14 protein-coding genes and 1 pseudogene are annotated in these 16588 nt (G+C 57.7%); 6 read left to right on the top strand and 9 right to left on the bottom strand.

Going from position 1 to position 16588, the window contains the following annotated elements; all coding sequences use genetic code 11:
* Positions 1–13: 13 nt before the first annotated feature.
* Positions 14–502, bottom strand: a complete 489-nt coding sequence (locus tag ACSQ83_RS27065) for a DoxX family protein (RefSeq protein WP_436230285.1) — start codon at positions 500–502, stop codon at positions 14–16.
* Positions 503–524: 22 nt separating this feature from the next.
* Complete coding sequence (locus tag ACSQ83_RS27060) at positions 525–2102, bottom strand: GMC oxidoreductase (RefSeq protein ID WP_436230284.1); 1578 nt, start codon at positions 2100–2102, stop codon at positions 525–527.
* A 264-nt stretch (positions 2103–2366) separates the two neighbouring features.
* On the opposite strand from ACSQ83_RS27060, the gene ACSQ83_RS27055 reads away from it, so the two are divergent.
* The 3 genes from ACSQ83_RS27055 to ACSQ83_RS27045 all read left to right on the top strand — a co-directional run bounded on the left by ACSQ83_RS27055 (position 2367) and on the right by ACSQ83_RS27045 (position 6331).
* Positions 2367–3362 (top strand): SDR family oxidoreductase, encoded by a 996-nt coding sequence (locus ACSQ83_RS27055; protein ID WP_436230283.1) that lies wholly within the window; start codon positions 2367–2369, stop codon positions 3360–3362.
* 227 nt (positions 3363–3589) lie between these two features.
* Positions 3590–5377, top strand: a complete 1788-nt coding sequence (locus ACSQ83_RS27050; protein WP_436230282.1) for a glycoside hydrolase family 15 protein — start codon at positions 3590–3592, stop codon at positions 5375–5377.
* A 78-nt stretch (positions 5378–5455) separates the two neighbouring features.
* Positions 5456–6331: an SDR family oxidoreductase gene (locus ACSQ83_RS27045; RefSeq protein WP_436230281.1), complete on the top strand. Its 876-nt coding sequence runs from the start codon at positions 5456–5458 to the stop codon at positions 6329–6331.
* A gap of 25 nt (positions 6332–6356) precedes the next feature.
* On the opposite strand, the gene ACSQ83_RS27040 is transcribed toward ACSQ83_RS27045, so the two are convergent.
* From ACSQ83_RS27040 to ACSQ83_RS27020, 5 genes are all read right to left on the bottom strand, one after another.
* The gene (locus ACSQ83_RS27040) at positions 6357–6710 is read right to left on the bottom strand and encodes a cytochrome o ubiquinol oxidase subunit IV (protein WP_436230280.1); all 354 of its coding nucleotides are present in this window, start codon (positions 6708–6710) and stop codon (positions 6357–6359) included.
* Positions 6707–7330, bottom strand: coding sequence for a cytochrome c oxidase subunit 3 (locus ACSQ83_RS27035; RefSeq protein ID WP_436230279.1), 624 nt, complete (start codon positions 7328–7330; stop codon positions 6707–6709). Before ACSQ83_RS27035 ends, ACSQ83_RS27040 begins: the two co-directional genes overlap by 4 nt.
* Positions 7327–9369 (bottom strand): cbb3-type cytochrome c oxidase subunit I, encoded by a 2043-nt coding sequence (locus ACSQ83_RS27030; protein ID WP_436230336.1) that lies wholly within the window; start codon positions 9367–9369, stop codon positions 7327–7329. The genes ACSQ83_RS27035 and ACSQ83_RS27030 overlap by 4 nt, the downstream gene beginning before the upstream one ends.
* Before the next feature lie 65 nt (positions 9370–9434).
* Complete coding sequence (locus ACSQ83_RS27025; protein WP_436230278.1) at positions 9435–10379, bottom strand: cytochrome ubiquinol oxidase subunit II; 945 nt, start codon at positions 10377–10379, stop codon at positions 9435–9437.
* 1401 nt (positions 10380–11780) lie between these two features.
* Positions 11781–12491, bottom strand: coding sequence for a YfdX family protein (locus ACSQ83_RS27020; RefSeq protein ID WP_436230277.1), 711 nt, complete (start codon positions 12489–12491; stop codon positions 11781–11783).
* Between the two features lie 788 nt (positions 12492–13279).
* On the opposite strand from ACSQ83_RS27020, the gene ACSQ83_RS27015 reads away from it, so the two are divergent.
* Positions 13280–13603, top strand: a complete 324-nt coding sequence (locus ACSQ83_RS27015) for a DUF3141 domain-containing protein (protein ID WP_436230276.1) — start codon at positions 13280–13282, stop codon at positions 13601–13603.
* A gap of 253 nt (positions 13604–13856) precedes the next feature.
* Entirely contained in the window at positions 13857–14321 is a 465-nt protein-coding gene (locus ACSQ83_RS27010) for a universal stress protein (RefSeq protein ID WP_436230275.1), read from the top strand.
* 121 nt (positions 14322–14442) lie between these two features.
* On the opposite strand, the gene ACSQ83_RS27005 is transcribed toward ACSQ83_RS27010, so the two are convergent.
* The gene (locus ACSQ83_RS27005; protein WP_436230274.1) at positions 14443–14772 is read right to left on the bottom strand and encodes a DUF1840 domain-containing protein; all 330 of its coding nucleotides are present in this window, start codon (positions 14770–14772) and stop codon (positions 14443–14445) included.
* A gap of 359 nt (positions 14773–15131) precedes the next feature.
* Positions 15132–15962: pseudogene (locus ACSQ83_RS27000) on the bottom strand (IS5 family transposase); the annotation flags it as partial.
* Positions 15963–16126: 164 nt separating this feature from the next.
* Here ACSQ83_RS27000 and ACSQ83_RS26995 point away from each other — a divergent pair.
* The gene (locus ACSQ83_RS26995; protein WP_436230273.1) at positions 16127–16378 is read left to right on the top strand and encodes a hypothetical protein; all 252 of its coding nucleotides are present in this window, start codon (positions 16127–16129) and stop codon (positions 16376–16378) included.
* Positions 16379–16588: the final 210 nt, after the last annotated feature.

Raw genomic sequence — 16588 nt, 5'->3', positions numbered from 1 at the left:
GGTTTCCGTCCCTTTACTGAGTGCTCGAAGAGGCGGGGGAACCCATCGACGAAACACTTCCATACGGTGCAGACGAAAGTGGATGGTCGAGCACGGCGGACGCGCTCATCGGCGTACCGCCGATAGCAATCAGAAGCAGGCCTCCGACCAGACCGAAATTCTTTAGAAAGTCCCAGAAGTGGCTTCGACCGTCGCCCGCCTTGGACCAGAACTGAGGATATTTCCAGAACGGGTGATACAGGAGTGCCGTGACTGTGCAGAAACCCGCAAGGACGAATGCCGCGAGACGATCGTGCCAGCCAATGACGACGCAAACAGGCGTGACGAACTCCACAATGATGGCGATCACGAGTAACACTGCGCCGCCGGGCAGGAAAGAAGAGGTCGCTTGCTGCATCGCTTCCTTCCAGTGGGCGATCTTGTCGATCGCGCTAAAGGGAAACATCACGACCAGGCATACGCGTGCGACCAAGGGGATAGCGACTATGTTGAAGAGATTCATCTTCAATTCCTCGCGGTGAGCATCATGCGGCCACCGGCATCACGCCCAGGCGCTCGCCGATCTTGTCCGCGACCCGCAGCGCATTGGCAATGATTGTCAGGGTCGGGTTGACTGCACCGATCGACGGAAAGAAGCTGGCGTCGGTCACGTAGAGATTGTCGAGTTCATGTGCCTTGCAGTTCACGTCGAGCACGGAGGTGGCCGGGTCGACACCGAAGCGGATGGTGCCTGCCTGGTGAGCGGTGCCCCCAATCGGTATGTCCTTACCCAGATAGAGCTTACGGTCCATCATCGCAGCGTGGGCGCCTGCGTCGGCAAGCAGGCCCTCGAGTTTCTTTCTCAGCCGGTGATGCGCTTCCATATTGCCCTCCTTGATTTCCAGCACGACGCGTTCGCCATCGTATCGGATGCGGTTTTCGGCGCGAGGCAGATCTTCCGTCGATAGCCAGAAGTCCATTGAGTGCCGTGCCATCGTTTCGAAGGGTATTTCTGGCAGCCATTCGAGCCATGCGGGTAACGCTTCGCCTCGGATCTGATCGGCATGCGAGGTCGCGCACATCTGGATCAGGCCGAGCGGATAGCCCCAGTCGTCCGCGCCGAAATAGAAATCGCTGATCGCGAGGGTCTTCTGGAAGATCGTATCGTTGGGCTCGCGCATGAGTGCCATCAAAATGGACTGGTTATGCCGCATGTAGTTACGGCCCACTTGATCGGACCCGTTAGCTAGGCCCCTGGGATGTTTGTCATTGCCTGAGCGCAAGAGAAGAAGAGCCGACGACAATGCGCCGCAAGCAACCACGATAATATCGCCCGTATAGCGCTCCTCCATCCCCGCGCGTTTCACATGCACGCCTGTCACGGCGTTGCCTGATTCGTCGGTTTCAAGCCGGGACACGTAGGCATTCGTCATCAATGTAAGGTTCGGATAGGCCGCAAGCGCGGGGTCCACGCACATGACCTGCGCGTCTGCCTTGCCATTGAGCAGACACGGAAATCCGTCGAAGGCGTCGCATCGGATGCATCGACTGGTGGGCGTCACCTTGCCATCTTTTTCGTCCAGCAGGATACCGAGTGGCAAATGAAAAGGATGCAATCCCGCTTCGACCAAGGAGTCGTTAAGGGCCTGGATGCGCGGCTCATGAGACACAGCCGGATGCGGGAAAGGGGTACTCGCGTGCGGCTCGCACGGATCCTCGCCACGTTGCCCGTGAACATGAAACAGGCGCTCGGCCTCGGCGTAATAGGGCTCAAAGTCTGCGTATTTGAGCGGCCATGCAGGTGACACGCCGTCCTTGTGCTGAAGCTCGTCAAAGTCGCGCTCACGAAGCCTGAAGAGCGCCGCGCCGTACACCTTGGAGTTGCCGCCTACATAGTAGTGAAGGCCCGGGTGGAACTTACTGCCGTCACCGCCGTACCAGGTTTCGCTGGTCTGATACATGCCCTCGACGAACACGGTCTTCGAATTCCAGTTGGCCGGCTCGCGCTTTAAGTAGTCGCCGCGTTCGAGTAGCAGAATGGTTTTGCCAGTCGAGGCAAGTTTATGCGCGAGGGACGCGCCTCCCGGGCCGCTTCCTATCACGATGACGTCGTAGTGGCTCATGCTTTTCCTGTTCCGATCACTCGTGTCATGGTTTAGGGATTAGGTCCGCTGGCGTCGCGTTGAATACGCTTGCGTCCGGTATGTCCAAATCATTCAGGCAAAAAACAGTCCTGTTGGTATTTAGTAATGCAGTGTGTCGTCCCACAGGGGCGGTACAAGTTTTGCGCTTCAGCAGCATGGTGTTATTCATACACCGCCCCTATGAACTACTGCCGGTTCCACTCGAGCCCGCGTTTTCATGTGACCGTTCAGAGAGAAAAGACAATGCCAAAAGTGGTGGTAGTGACCGGGGCGAGCGCAGGTGTCGGTCGCGCCACGGTCGAAGAGTTTGCACGCCAGGGATATGACGTAGCGTTGCTGGCGCGGGATCCTGACCGGCTGGCGCACGCGGCTTCGGAGCTCGAGTCGCGGTACCGGGTCCGTACGCTCGCGATTCCCACTGATGTCGCGGACGCCCCTGCAGTCGACGCTGCCGCCACGCGAGTCGAACAGGAATTGGGACCGATCGATGTGTGGGTCAATGTCGCCATGGCCACTGTGTTTGCGCCGGTCTCAAAGCTCACTGCGCAAGAGTTCGAGCGCGGCACCAAGGTGACCTATCTCGGCCAAGTGCACGGAACCATGTCGGCGCTGTCGCGCATGCGGGTTCGAAACCGCGGGACGATCGTCAACGTGGGCTCGGCACTCGGTTATCGATCAGTTCCGCTGCAGTCCATCTACTGCGGTGCCAAATTTGCGATTCGCGGCTTCACGGACGCTCTGCGCTCCGAAATTATCCATGACAAGCTGAACGTTCACTTGACGATGGTGGATTTGCCGGCAGTGAACACGCCTCAATTCGATTGGGCGATGAACAAGACGGGCGTGAAAGCGAAGCCGGTAGCGCCCATTTTTGAACCCGAAGTTCCGGCCCGGGCCATATTCTTCGCCGCCACGCATAAGCGCAGGGAGGTCTGGGTTGGCTTTCCAACCGTGAAAGCGATCCTCGCCAATCGCATCGCGCCGGGTCTGATCGATAAGTATCTGGCCTCAGCAGGCTACAGCGGTCAGTTGACCGATGAGCCTCTGGCGGCGGACGCGCCGGCCAATCTATTCGAACCGGTGGCTGGCAACTACGGCGCGCATGGGCGATTTGACAGCGAGTCGAAACGGGGCAGTTGGGAGATGTTCACCGATCGGCACCGTACTGCCTTTTGGGCAGTCGCTGCCCTCGGTTTGATCGGCGGTGTCCACTTGTTGGCTAAAAAGTACAAAGTCTGAAACACGCGATCACGATCCACCGGGGGCAATGAACCGGAGAATGTTGATCGACTTTCCGATGGGCTTCCTGGCGACGCTGTCAGGGAGATCGCGGCCCCGCGGGTTCTGCAGCTTTTGGTATTTACAACCAACTGTCATTTCATCACGACGACATTCACCCCTATCGATTAGTAATGTTTGTTTAGGACTAGATGTCTTATGGTGTTTCAGCTCCGGAATATTCTGCAATGAGCAAGCCTATCGAGGATTACGCCCTGTTGGGCGACGGCGAAACCGCTGCGTTGGTGAGCCGGGATGGCTCCATCGACTGGCTTTGCTGGCCGCGATTTGACGATGACGCCTGCTTCGCCGCGCTCCTTGGCACGCAGGAAAACGGTCATTGGTCAATGGCCCCCGTTGCCCCAGTGATCCATCAAAGCCGTCGCTATCAGGAAGATACGCTCGTCGTGGAGACCGATTTTGCGACAGAGGAAGGCGCGGTCCGGGTCGTTGACTTCATGCCGATGCGAACAACGTTCTCATCGGTCGTGCGGATAGTCGTTGGCTTGCGCGGCAGCGTGAAAATGCGATCGACCCTATGCCTTCGGTTCGATTATGGTGCCTTGCCACCTTGGTCGACAGCGGAAGGCAACAGTATGGTCGCGAAAGTCGGGCCCGATTTGGTGATCCTGCGCGCACCGATGCCACTCGAAGTTAAGTCTCATGCCACCGAAACCGAATTTCTTGTTAAGCAAGGAAGCCGGTTAGCGTTCGTGATGAGCTACGGGCCGTCTCACCAGCCGCCTCCAGCGGCCATCGATGCTGAAGCCGCGTTAGTATCGACCCAGGGATTCTGGCGCAACTGGATCGCTCGTTTCGACAATTCGAAGACTGACTGGCCGAACGAGGTGAGGCGCTCGTTGCTGACGCTCAAGGCATTGATCCATCAATCGAGTGGCGGGTTGATCGCGGCGCCCACGACGTCGTTGCCCGAGGCCCCGGGCGGAAAGATGAACTGGGATTACAGATACTGTTGGCTTCGAGATGCAAGTTTTACGCTAGGTGCACTAATTAATGCTGGGTTTCATGGCGAAGCGCAGGCGTGGAGAGATTGGCTACTGCGCGCCATTGCCGGGTCGCCCGAACGAATCAGGATCATGTATCGCGTTGACGGCGCTCGCCATCTTGCTGAGTGGATCGTCGATTCGTTGCCGGGATACCGTTATTCCCAGCCGGTGCGTGTTGGCAATGCCGCGTCGACACAACATCAGATTGATGTCTTCGGGGAGGTTCTTGATTGCCTCGACCTCGCTCGCCGGGGTGGCGTGCCGGCTTCGACACAGGAGGCGGCGATCGCTCTAAAAATCGTCGAGCACCTCGAGGCAATGTGGGACAGCGAAGGATCCGGAGTCTGGGAGTCCCGCGCCGATCCGCGACAGTACACGTATTCGAAGGTGATGGCTTGGGTCGCGTTCGATCGTTTCATTCGCCATCGTGAAGCGCTCGGTGACGCAAGCACGGTGGATCAGCGCATGCTTGAACGCGTGACAGCATTGCGATCGATGGTGCACGAACAGGTTTGCCGGGAAGGCTGGAACGAAGGCTTGGGCAGCTTCACGCAGCACTATGGCGGCCAGGAAATTGACGCAAGCCTGCTCCTGCTGCCTCTCGTTGGCTTTCTCCCGGCTGATGAGCCCCGCATGGCAGCGACAATCGCGACGATCCAGCGGGAACTCTCGGAAGGCGGCTTCATTCGCCGAACCAAGGCTCGCCAGGACGGCGCGAGCGAGGGCGCGTTTCTCGCATGCTCGTGCTGGATGGCCGACTGCCTGATCCTGCAAGGTCGCACCGACGAGGCGCGGGCGCAATTTGAACGCGTACTTGCTGTCAGTAATGACCTTGGATTGTTGTCCGAGGAATACAACGTCGCGGGCAAACACCTTGCGGGCAATTTTCCGCAAGCGTTGACCCACCTTGCTATCGTCAACACAGCGCTCAACCTGTGTGGTCCGACGCTTAACCGGGGCGGTAGCTAACATTCCCGTGCTCACCTAACGTAACGCGTGTCCCGCACCCCACTCTCGAGCCAAACGCCAACAAGTCAGGAGTATTTCATGACCGATGAAGCATCTAAAGATCCTTCCGCCCCGGCGAGTCCGGATGCAAGCCGTTTGCCACACCTGGCGTCCTACCCCACGTTGGCTGGGCAGCCTGCGCTCGTGACCGGCGCGAATTCCGGCATCGGCAAAGCCGTCGCGCTTGGACTTGCTCGCGCCGGTGCAGACGTGATTGTCAACTATGTAGTCGATCCGCAAGCGGCGGAAGACGTTGCTCACGAAATAGAAAGCCTTGGACGGCGTGCGATTGCGCTTCAGGCCGATGTCAGCAATGAAGAAGAAGTGCAGGCAATGTTTGCGCGTGCGATCGACCATTTCGGTACGCTTCACATCGTGGTCAGCAACGCGGGTTTGCAGCGCGACGCGCCGTTCGACAAAATGACGCTGGAGCAGTGGAATACCGTGATTGGAGTGAATCTGACCGGACAGTTTCTTTGTACGCGAGAAGCGGTAAGGGAATTCAAACGGCGGGGTGTTGATAGTGCTGTATCGGTTGCGGCAGGGAAAATTCTGTGCATGAGCTCCGTGCATCAGGAGATACCTTGGGCGGGTCATGCCAACTACGCCGCATCCAAGGGTGGCGTCATGCTACTGATGAAAAGCCTTGCACAAGAAGTTGCGCCTTACCGCATTCGAGTCAATAGTATTGCCCCGGGGGCGATTCGCACGCCGATTAATACGGGAGCGTGGAGCACGCCTGAGGCCTATGCCGAGCTGATGACGCTGGTACCCTACAAGCGCATAGGTGAACCGGATGACATCGCTCAGGCTGCAGTTTGGCTTGCGTCAGACGCGGCTGACTACGTGACCGGGGCCACGCTTTTTGTGGACGGCGGTATGACCTTGTACCCGGGATTTGCGACAGGCGGCTAATGCAGGCTAAAAGCGGTCCCGAGTGTCAAGATGCCGGCATCGCCATGCGCAGGGCCAAGCTGGCCATGATCCAGATCGTGCCGGCCACCATAATCGTCAACAGCAGCGCGGAGAACAGGATTAGCTGCAGATCCTCGCGCTTGTGGGCAAAGCTGATGTGCAGGAAATAGCGGAAGTGCACGAGGATCTGCACCAGCGCGAACACGCCAATAACGATCAGCATCGGCAAGCGCGGTAAATCAGCCCAGTGCACCAGCGCGAACGGCACCAAGGTGAGCAACAACGCGATGCCCGCGCCCCAGAGGTAGGATCGGAACTCCCGGCGTTCCTCCTGCCTTGGGTCTACGCCGTCCACGGCGAGATTTGGTTGTTCGCTCATGTGAGCCCCGCCAGATAGACCACGGAGAAAATCGCGATCCAAACAATGTCCAGGAAGTGCCAGAACAGCGCGAGCCGCATGATACCGAGCTTCGTCTTGGTATCGAGACCGCAGCGGGCTATTTGGCCCACCAGACAGATCAGCCAGATGCAGCCGCCAGTGACGTGCAGGCCGTGCAACGGCACCAGGTCAAAGAAGGCGGACAGAAAACCGCTGCGACTGGGTACGCCGCCTTTGGCGAACATGGTGGTGAAGTCATGCAGTTCGCAACACAGGAAGGCCACGCCCAGTATCAGGGTCGCCGCTAACCATCCGATCAGCCGCGGTGTGCTGTGCTTGTACTTGAGCGCCAGCGACGCCATCCCGAAAGTGAAGCTGCTGGCCAGGAGCAACAGGGTCTCGACAAAGATGCTCTTGATGTCGTAAAGCTGGGAGGGTCCTGGGCCGCCGGCTGTGGCATGTACCGAGGTCACATAGGTCGCGAACACCATGCCGAACAGGATGGCGTCGCTCATGAGAAACACCCAGAAGCCAAACATCAGGCTTTCAGCAGCTTCGTGATCCTTGCCGTGCGCGGAACTCAGGTTCAAGCCCGGGTACTTGGGGGCTTCGCGGCTCATGGCACCACCCCGTCGGTTTCGTGTTGGGCTAGTCCCTCATTAGCCGGCGTGCGTTCGTCAGCGCGGGATATGGCTGTGAACGCGGCTACAGCATCGATCCATCGATGATGTTCCTTGCGCACTTGCTGCGCGCTGACAATGCGCGTGGTGTCTCGCGCAAACCCGCGCACGATCATGGTGACCATGGCGGCCGTGAAAGACAGGATCACCATCCACCAGATATGCCAGACCAGGCCAAAGGCGAGGGAGAAGCCGATGGCCCCGATGACCGGCCCCATGGCGCTGTTCTTCGGCATCTCAATGTCTTCATACGTGTCGAGCCGCCGATAGGCGCTGCGGTCTTCCTTGGTAACAGTGAATGCATCGCGATCCGTGACGCGTGGAATCATCGCGAAATTGTATTCAGGCGGGGGCGCCGAGATCGACCATTCCAGACTACGGCCATCCCATGGATCACCGGCAAACACCCGATTCGCGTCCCGCTGCCTGATCGATACCCATAGCTGCACGACTAGCGCGCTGAGGGCCACGATAACGAGAACGGCACCGAGCAAGGCCACCATTTCCAGCGGCACGTAGGCGGGCTCGGAGTAGGCCACGGTGCGGCGTGGCATACCCATCAGTCCCAGCCCGTAGAGCGGGAAGAACGCCAGCATGAAGCCGACTATCCAGCACAGTGCCGAGATTTTTCCCCAGCGCTCGTTCAGACGAAAGCCAAACGCCTTGGGAAACCAGAAGTGGTAGGCAGCGATCATCCCGAACAGTAGCCCGGGCACCGCCACATTGTGGAAATGCGCGACCAGAAATACGCTGTTGTGCACCTGGTAGTCGACGCCCGGGTCAGCCAGCAGGATCCCGCTCATGCCGCCCAGCACGAATAGCAGCATGAAGCCGATTGAATATATCATTGGCACGGTAAAGCGTATCCGACCGCGAAACATCGTCCACATCCAGTCGTAGATTTTCACGCCGGTGGGAATGCCGATCAGCATCGATGCGATGCCGAACACCGCGTTGATATTTGCGCTTTGGCCCATCGTGAAAAAATGATGCAACCAGACGGTGAACGACAGGATCGCAATGGCCATGGTGGCCATCACCAGTGCGCGGTAGCCAAACAGCACCTTGCCGGAGAATGTCGAGACGACTTCGGAGTAGACGCCGAACGCCGGCAGTATCAGGATATAAACTTCCGGATGGCCAAATAGCCAGAACAGATTGGCGAAGTGCATCATGTTGCCGCCAAGCGCATTGGTGAAATAGTGAAACCCGAGATAGCGATCCAGCGCAAGCTGGGCCGTCGCAACAGTCAGCGGCGGCATGGCAAAAATCATCAGGATGCTGGTGCACAACGCGGTCCATGTGAATAGTGTCATGCGCATGAACGTCATCCCGGGAGCACGGTGTTTGTAGATGGTGACCGCGAAATTGATGCCAGTGAAGGTAGAGCCGAGAGACGCAAGCGAGAGTGCCCAGATCCAATAATCCGGGCCAACGCCGGGGCTGAAGGTTGCCTCGGTGTAGGGTGGATATCCGAACCAGCCCCCGGTCGAGAAGGTGCCGATGCAAAGCGAAATCATCACCAGCGCGGCGCCGGCGACGGTCAGTCCCAGACTGACCGAGTTGAGCACGGGGAAGGCGACATCGCGCGCACCGATCTGCAGCGGCATGACGTAGTTGATCATGCCGGTGAGAAACGGCATCGCCATGAAAAAGATCATGATGGTGCCGTGAGTGCTGAACAGCTGCGCGAAATGATCCGGTGACAGAAAGCCACCGCCGAGGCCGAATGCCTGCTGGGTACGCATCAGCAGGGCCTCGATTAGCGCACGCGCCAGCATCACGAAGGCCAGCACGACATACATGATGCCGATCTTCTTGTGGTCTGGACTGGTAAGCCAGTCGGACCAGAGCACGCCCCACTTCCGGTAGCGAGTAATCAATGCAAAGGTGACGATTGCACCGATCACCACCATTGAGGCGGCTCCAGTGGCGATGATGCCGTTGATCACATTGGCTTCGCTCGGGTCCTGCAGCATCTGCCAGAACGGCAGGGATTCCAGACTCAGCCGTCCCAAGGGATGCGCCAAAACGTAGGGAAGGCTCACGGCTTTTGCTCCGTAGACGGGGGGGGCGCGTTTCCAACGACGTTCACCGCTGTCGATGTTGCGGCATGTCCGGTGATCTGAGGATCGGCCACGGTACCGTCCATGGTCGCTCTGACGACGTTGGAGAAAACGTCGGATGTCGCGTGGTTGAAATAGATGCCGCCATCGCTGGCTGGACTTTGGCCCAGCGCGGCCGTGAGTTGCGCGCGGGTCGTGGGTTTCGATATCAGCTTGAGCGTGCTCGCATCCAGCGCCATACCGTGAGCCCGGGTATGTTTCACCCATTCGTCGAACGCATCGGGCGTCATCGCCACGGCGGTGAAGCGCTGCTCGTGAAAGCCGTCGCCGTTGTACATGGTGTTTTCACCCATGAAGCGCCCGGGTTTGTCCGCCTGCAAGTGCAACTGTGTGACCATGCCGCCCATGGCGTAAATCTGACCGCCCAGAGCGGGTATCTGCAGCGACTGCATTACCGTGGCTGACGTTAGCTGCATTGCCACGGGCTGACCCGCGGGCAGGGGCAGCACCCCAATGCTGGCTACACCCTGGTCGGGATAGATGAATAGCCATTTCCAGTCGTAACCAATTACTTGCACGCGCAGCGCCGGTGTGCCCGAGGCCAGAGGCTTATACGGATCGAGCGCGTGCGTGCTACGCCAGACAAGCACGGCCAACAGCGCCACGATCACCGCGGGACCGCTCCACGCAGCGACTTCCAGAATTCTAGAGAACGCCCATTTAGGCGTGTAACGTGAGGATTTCGCGTCATACCGGTAGCGCCAGGCGAACCATGGGATGAGAACAAAGATCGGCAACGCAACGAAGATCGCCAGCAACGCCACCATCTCAAGAAAGTGCGTATGCTGTATCGACGCCACGGGGCCTTGCGGATTGAGAAAACTGAGATGGGTGTCGCTAGCGCAAGCGCTGAGTGTGAGCACAGCGGCGCAACGAAAAATGCAGCAGGGAGCGGACCTGACATTCACGAATAGGGGCGTTGCGGCACGGAGATGAGCATCGGCCAATGCCTCGCTCGGACATTCCCGCTTCAGTTGATTCTCAAGACCACGATTTCCGTTGCCGATGTTCACGATATCGCTTTCCGGGTGTCCTTGCTCTCTGCCGCGCGAGCAGCATGGTGCTGGTACCTTGGCAAACAGCACAGTAGCCAACGCCCGATCCCAGCCGATTGAATTGCGTCTTGAAAATTGCGTTTTTCCATCAGCACCTAGATCAACCAGATCGTATGCGTTTGGCCGTGACGAAGAGATCCTGACCGACGCTGAAGCGAACGCCCGCCTTCGGAGCTTGCAACCGGAGCTTGCAACAATAGAAGGGGTTTGATGCTGCCGACTTACCGCCTGTGCCGTGATAGCTTTTAGCATTTAGTGTACCCGGCACTGGATATTCGGATTTCGGCATGCAGCGCAGTCGCCTGCGCCACCATCACCCGATTGTGCGGAGCGGGCAGCAAGCGCCATGTGCGACACAGGGAGCAGGTACGACCTAAATGCCTAACGCATTACTACCAGCCGACAGGACCGAAAATTGCCATATGGTTTGACAGACGGCCAACTCATATTCTTTGGATTCAGATTCCAAATTTCAGGACGAAATCATGAAGTCCGTTCTCTCCAGCTTGCTATTGTTTGCTGTCACGTCGGCGCATGCGGCGACGCTATTAGGGATGAATCTGGCGACACCTGTTTCCCAGCTACCGAAATGCGATTCAAGCACCCCGCCTTGTTTGTACGCTATCGCACCGGACGTGTACACGCTCCAGACACAAAACCGACCGTCCTGGGCTCGTGGGGTGATTACCATCACGACAGTCAAAGGGTGTATTGCACAGGTCTTTATCGAATCGAAAACCCCCGTTCGCCTGCCAGCCGGCGGTCCACTTAGTGACAGGGTAAAAATTCACACAGTAAATCATTGGGTCTACTGGGACGGAGCCACAGCGACCTATGTTGCAAAAATGCCGAGGGCACAGACCAGCGACATATCAATAGCGGTCATACCCCTGCCGGCTACTATCGCGGGCCGCCCCGAATCACCAGCGCAGTGACCACGGGGCTATTCGGCGCTGAAGCCATGCGCCGATATAGGAGACCCGCGAGCCGTCCCGGGAGTGAATCATGAATTCTCGGTGCGAGCGAGGTACTGACACTGGCCTCTGACCACCTTCGTGAAGCGAAATGGCGCGATCGTCAACGGACTCGAAAAGTCCGAGCTCTTCTTCCAATTGAGCGCAAAAGTATGGGTCGCTCGCGATGACGGTGACAGGTTTTTCAGGCCACGGCTGCTTGTCCGGCACTCGGCCTGCATCGTTCAATCCCACTCTATTTCGCTACGGCAGATGAGGCTGCGTTGGCGTTGGCACTTGACGTGGTCTGGCTTGAATGAGGCACCGCACTGAGATCGACCCAGTCATATCTCACGCCGTCCTGAACCTGCTTGAGGACTTGATCAGCCTGATAGAACTTGTCGAGCTTCATCAGCCCCGCTGCCTTGTCCACATCAACCGTAGTCTGTTTGAGCGGCACAACTTCCATCGTATAAGAGACGCCTACGTTGGCTAACTTTAGCTCCTTCATGGCGGCGTTGGTTTGTCCCTTCTTCAGGTGGGCATTCGCGGACGTGACCGCGGTTGTTTTCGCGGGCGTCGTGAAGTCGTCGCTAACCGTTACATCCGCGCCAACTGGCAACCATGACACGGCCTTCGTGTCCTTAGGCGCGCTCGATTGATAGACCCGTGACGGGGGAGGCTTCATATCAGACTCGGCTTTGAGGAATGCGGTGTCGTCGGTCTGCGCGGTCTTCAGAGACCGTTGAGCCTCACTGACAAGCCTGCTGGCTTCCACGGGATGACCGTTAAAAATTGCCAGTCTGGCAAGTTCGATATCGCTGAAGGCTTTGCTGCCCTGGTTTGATAGTTTTCCCATGTCGTTGAGAGCAACTTGAGGCGGCTGGGCGGCATTGGCTTCCGCAGAGAAGCACGTCGCGGCGACAAGCGAACTTACTGCCACCACTGCTATAAATCGACTAGTCATGATCTATCTCCATAAATTATGGTTTACTAAATATATAACTATTCATCGGACCCGATATTCACAGCGAGTCCACCGGGAGTTGGGCAACTCTTTTGAGACTACAGCTTGCCGCGCGATCGAGTGCCTGTACCTACCACGATAGGACGCGTGTCTTAACGATCACTTAAATGGGGAGTCGGAATTGGCGGCCGACTTACGCCCGGAAACGTGGCTTGCAACATTGGATTTTCCGAATGACCGGGAGCATTGGCGTCCCTGACGCTGACTTTCCGTACGAAGTCAACATCCACGCAGGAGAACCAGTCGATCATTCCTTTTGGATTGCCTGTCGGAACAAACAGCACTTGCTTGCGGCATTTTCGTTGAGTGAGGACGTGTCAGGCTTCGTCGACTGGGCGTGGAATGCGCGGCGAGGTGATTTAGATCAATTAAGCCCAGGGCTTTACCTCTACAGTTGACTTTGCTAACCGAGCAAAACCCGTCAAGTTGGCAAACGGTCCGTTCACTGTGCCGTTCGAAGGACAGATCCGCATGCCTCTAAGAGATATCGCACTGCAATCACCGTCGAATGCCGGAGCAGCTCACGCTGGAAATCACAAAGACCGCATCAGCAAAGGTGCGCGATCAGGGTAGTCCGGCAACTGTAATATTCATCGTATTTCGTTGGTCATTCGAGGTTTCGCTCGGCCGAAGCTCGCCCCAGCCGCCGTCGCGACTCCACTGATCTTTTTAGCATTGGATAGAACGCCCCCTTTATCGCTCAATACCGTACCGAAGGAAAGATCGCCATGCTGCACACGACCTCATCCGACACCTTGCGCGCTTCGCTTACCGGAGGCGAGAAGGGCGTTGAATTGTCTATTCCGACCGCGATAAGTGTCAGCGACGTTCTGGCAAGTTGGCCGGAATACACGGTCGATGCGTTCCAACGCAGCGTTCTGTTCCTGGACTTACTGCGTCGGCGTGGTGACGAAGAGATCGAGATCACATCACGGCCGATGGCGACCGTGTTGAGCTTTGAGCATGAAGTGCTTCTGGACGGTCGCACGCTATCCCGGCCGATCAACTACGCGCTGTGCCTTACGTCTATGCAAGCAAGGCACAGCCAATGAAACTGCGGCGCCGCATCGAAGTGTGGCGAACCGAACGAGAGACGGCCATCTGCGCCTTGCATTCGGCCAGGATCACTTTTAAGTAATTTGCGTATATCTGCAGCGTCAGCTTCACGAGGTCCCGTGTTACCTATTGAGCCGCTCACAGCGGTTCCGATGTCAACCGCAATTGCGATGTGTGGGACAGGATCGGAATCAATCGCGTGGACCAAATTTACGCGGTGCCGGCACGGATTTCGCTGCGAGAACTGTAATGATCGATCGGTTTCAGAAGGTGCGAATAATGGCTCCGTTTAACCGGGTTCTTCTTTGCTATGATGCGACCCCCGAGGGGCGACGGGCGTTACGTTGCGGAGCTGCACTTGCGCAGCAGTTGCAAGCTGAAACCCATCTGCTTGCCATCATGGATTGCGCTTGGTGGTCAGGTGGCTACGACGCGTTGTCGCCCATGAAGTTTGACATCGACGAAGAGGCTGCTAAAGAGATACTCCGAGAGGGTACCGAGAAGCTTCGTGCGTGGGGTGTCACGGCAACAGGGCATTTCGTTGTTGGAAGTGCGGTTGACGAGATCCCACGTCTCGCGAATTCCCTGGAAGTCGATCTAATCGTCGTTGGTCACCGTCCCGGAGGCTTCTTTGCGCGCTGGTGGACGGGCGAGAACCACGCGGAGCTGTTGAACCGTGTGTCATGCGGCGTCCTGTTTGAAGTGTCTGAATAGCGGGGCTCGCTCCTGTCATGGCCGATGGACACCTGCGGGCGCAGGTTGTGCTCAACTGCTCCGGCGTCGCTATGAACCCCAATCGCTCGGACCGCTCGCTCGTTGGCATAACAAAGGACAGCTACAGGCCCCAGATAATGTCGGCATTCTGTTTGTGAGCCTCACGCATCATGTCGAGCAATGGCCACGCCCGGTGCAAAAGCGCGCGACGGTCGTCATCCGCGACATGGTGGTGACCATTCGGGATGCTACGGAGCGATTCGAGGGTAGCCTCTGCATGCGGCTGCTCGGAGATAGCTGCTTCGAGCCGAGCGATCGCATGGGGTATTTCTTCGTGCGCGATCACGCCGCGCGCGCCGAGCTTCTTGCCCATCAGACTTAGAAGATATTGAGCGAGGTTCCTGAGCATGACAACGTCAGGCGTCGCGGTGGATTGGAAAATAACCAGCATGATAAGGCCTCCGTGAATTGAGGCCTTTAGCATGGGGAGGTCCCGTCCATCCGGCGTACAGCACCTCCCCATGGGGCGTGCACCCGGCGACATTTCTCTATTCTGGAGCAGGCCGTCCGACTCCAGGTCTGATGATGAAAGGATCTATAATTATATTATATCACGGTGTGACAAATTTAAAGAACCCTTTGAGGCAATCATGCAAAGGCTCCAGAGTCTACGGTTCGGGTGTAACGGATCTTGGCCGTCCCCAGATATCAACGGTAAGTCGAGCCTCTAACCGAGATGAACGGCACTTCGCTTGTTACCTGGTCGACCCTGAACAATTGGTTTTGTCGGCCGGTGGTGTAGTCGCTGGGTCATATGCGAACGGCCGAGTTCAGCAGCAGGGCCAGCATAAAGGCGTAAAAAAACCGCAGCCTCCTGAGAATCATCCGCAGGTTGTGGCCGGCGCCGCACAGCACCGCGTGCATCGCATCGCCCAGTGCACCTTTGAGCCAGTTCCGATCGAGTTTGCCATCCGCCTTCATATGACCGATAGCCGGCTCGATCGCGCTGCGCCGTCGAATCATCGCCCGTAGTCCACGCGTGATGCCACGCCTCAAGCCAGGGTGATAGTTCTTCACGCCATCGATCGCGACGCCCTTGTAGCCCCGATCCACAACCGCCACTTCCGGGCTCACATCACTCATGATTGCCGCCTGCTCCAACGCCTCAGCCAGCGTATGCCCGTCGTATGGATTGCCCGGCATTGAGCGAGCGCCAACGACTAGGCCCTCCTTGTGAGTCGTCGCGATAGATACCTTCACACCAAACTCATATGGTGTGCGAATCTTAGATTTGGCCAGGCACTCGACTTCCGGTGCATCCAATGCGTATAGCTTGTTCTTATCCTTGGGCTTCTGCGCCAGAATCCGCTTCGTACGGGCGATCAGTTCCAGCAGCGCGACGCGACCCGAGTCCGACGCTCGGTCGACTTGCCGTTGGACATCGCGCATCACCCGGCCCACGCGCGAGCGCAGCGTGCGCAACGCTTTCCTCATGCGCTTGTACTGCTTGGCGTGCGCGTAGCGGCCAATCTGCCCGGCCAGGCGCGGTGCCTCGCGGTTGTAGTTCTGTCTGAGCTTGAGCCCATGGCGCGCGGCGGCTTTGACCAGATGTTCACGGCACCGCTCAAGCAAGCGTGAATCGAGTTTTACGGGGGCTGCGCAACGGAGAGATTCATGGCGACGTAGCGTTAAAAATGGGGCCATTTTATCTCGCACTATTCTTCGCTCTCTCGCCTGTGTAACGCAGCTATGAACCTCACCGATGTTGTTACCATCAAGGCACGCCAACCATCACCAAACTGCACATGTCCTCCTTCCGGCCCGTAGCAGAAATCGAACAGGATTTCGCTGATCTCTTAGCATCTCATTTGCCACTAGCAATCGCGCGTGACAAATTGGAGCGACTTTGGGACGAAACAAATATCGCCGCCGCGCAGCTCATGCCGACGACACAGATGGCCCCCTATATTTCCCTCTTGAACCGTATGCAAGATGCGCTCGAGACCCGCTATCACGAACGCCGTTCGATCAACGGAAATACGGTTCGCAGGGCTTGATGCTTACCCCCCATGCAATGCGGGAAAACGAGCCTCACCAAGCTGCGCTTTGCGCACTAGTCTTCTCGCATACGGAGCGGATGCTTCACGTTCACAAGTGGCTCTTGTGCGGTCCTCGCCGAGCCTATGACGAAGCGCCACCGGGTCCGCTCAGCGGTCGTCATTGGCGATACGGCTGGACAAGCCATTGAAAGCGGCCGACGCCCGGGA

It is taken from the genome of Caballeronia sp. LjRoot29 (assembly GCF_964252755.1).
Taxonomy (GTDB): Bacteria; Pseudomonadota; Gammaproteobacteria; order Burkholderiales; family Burkholderiaceae; genus Caballeronia.
The sequence above is the reverse complement of the archived record's forward strand: the minus strand, read 5'-3'. Positions and strand labels throughout refer to the sequence as shown.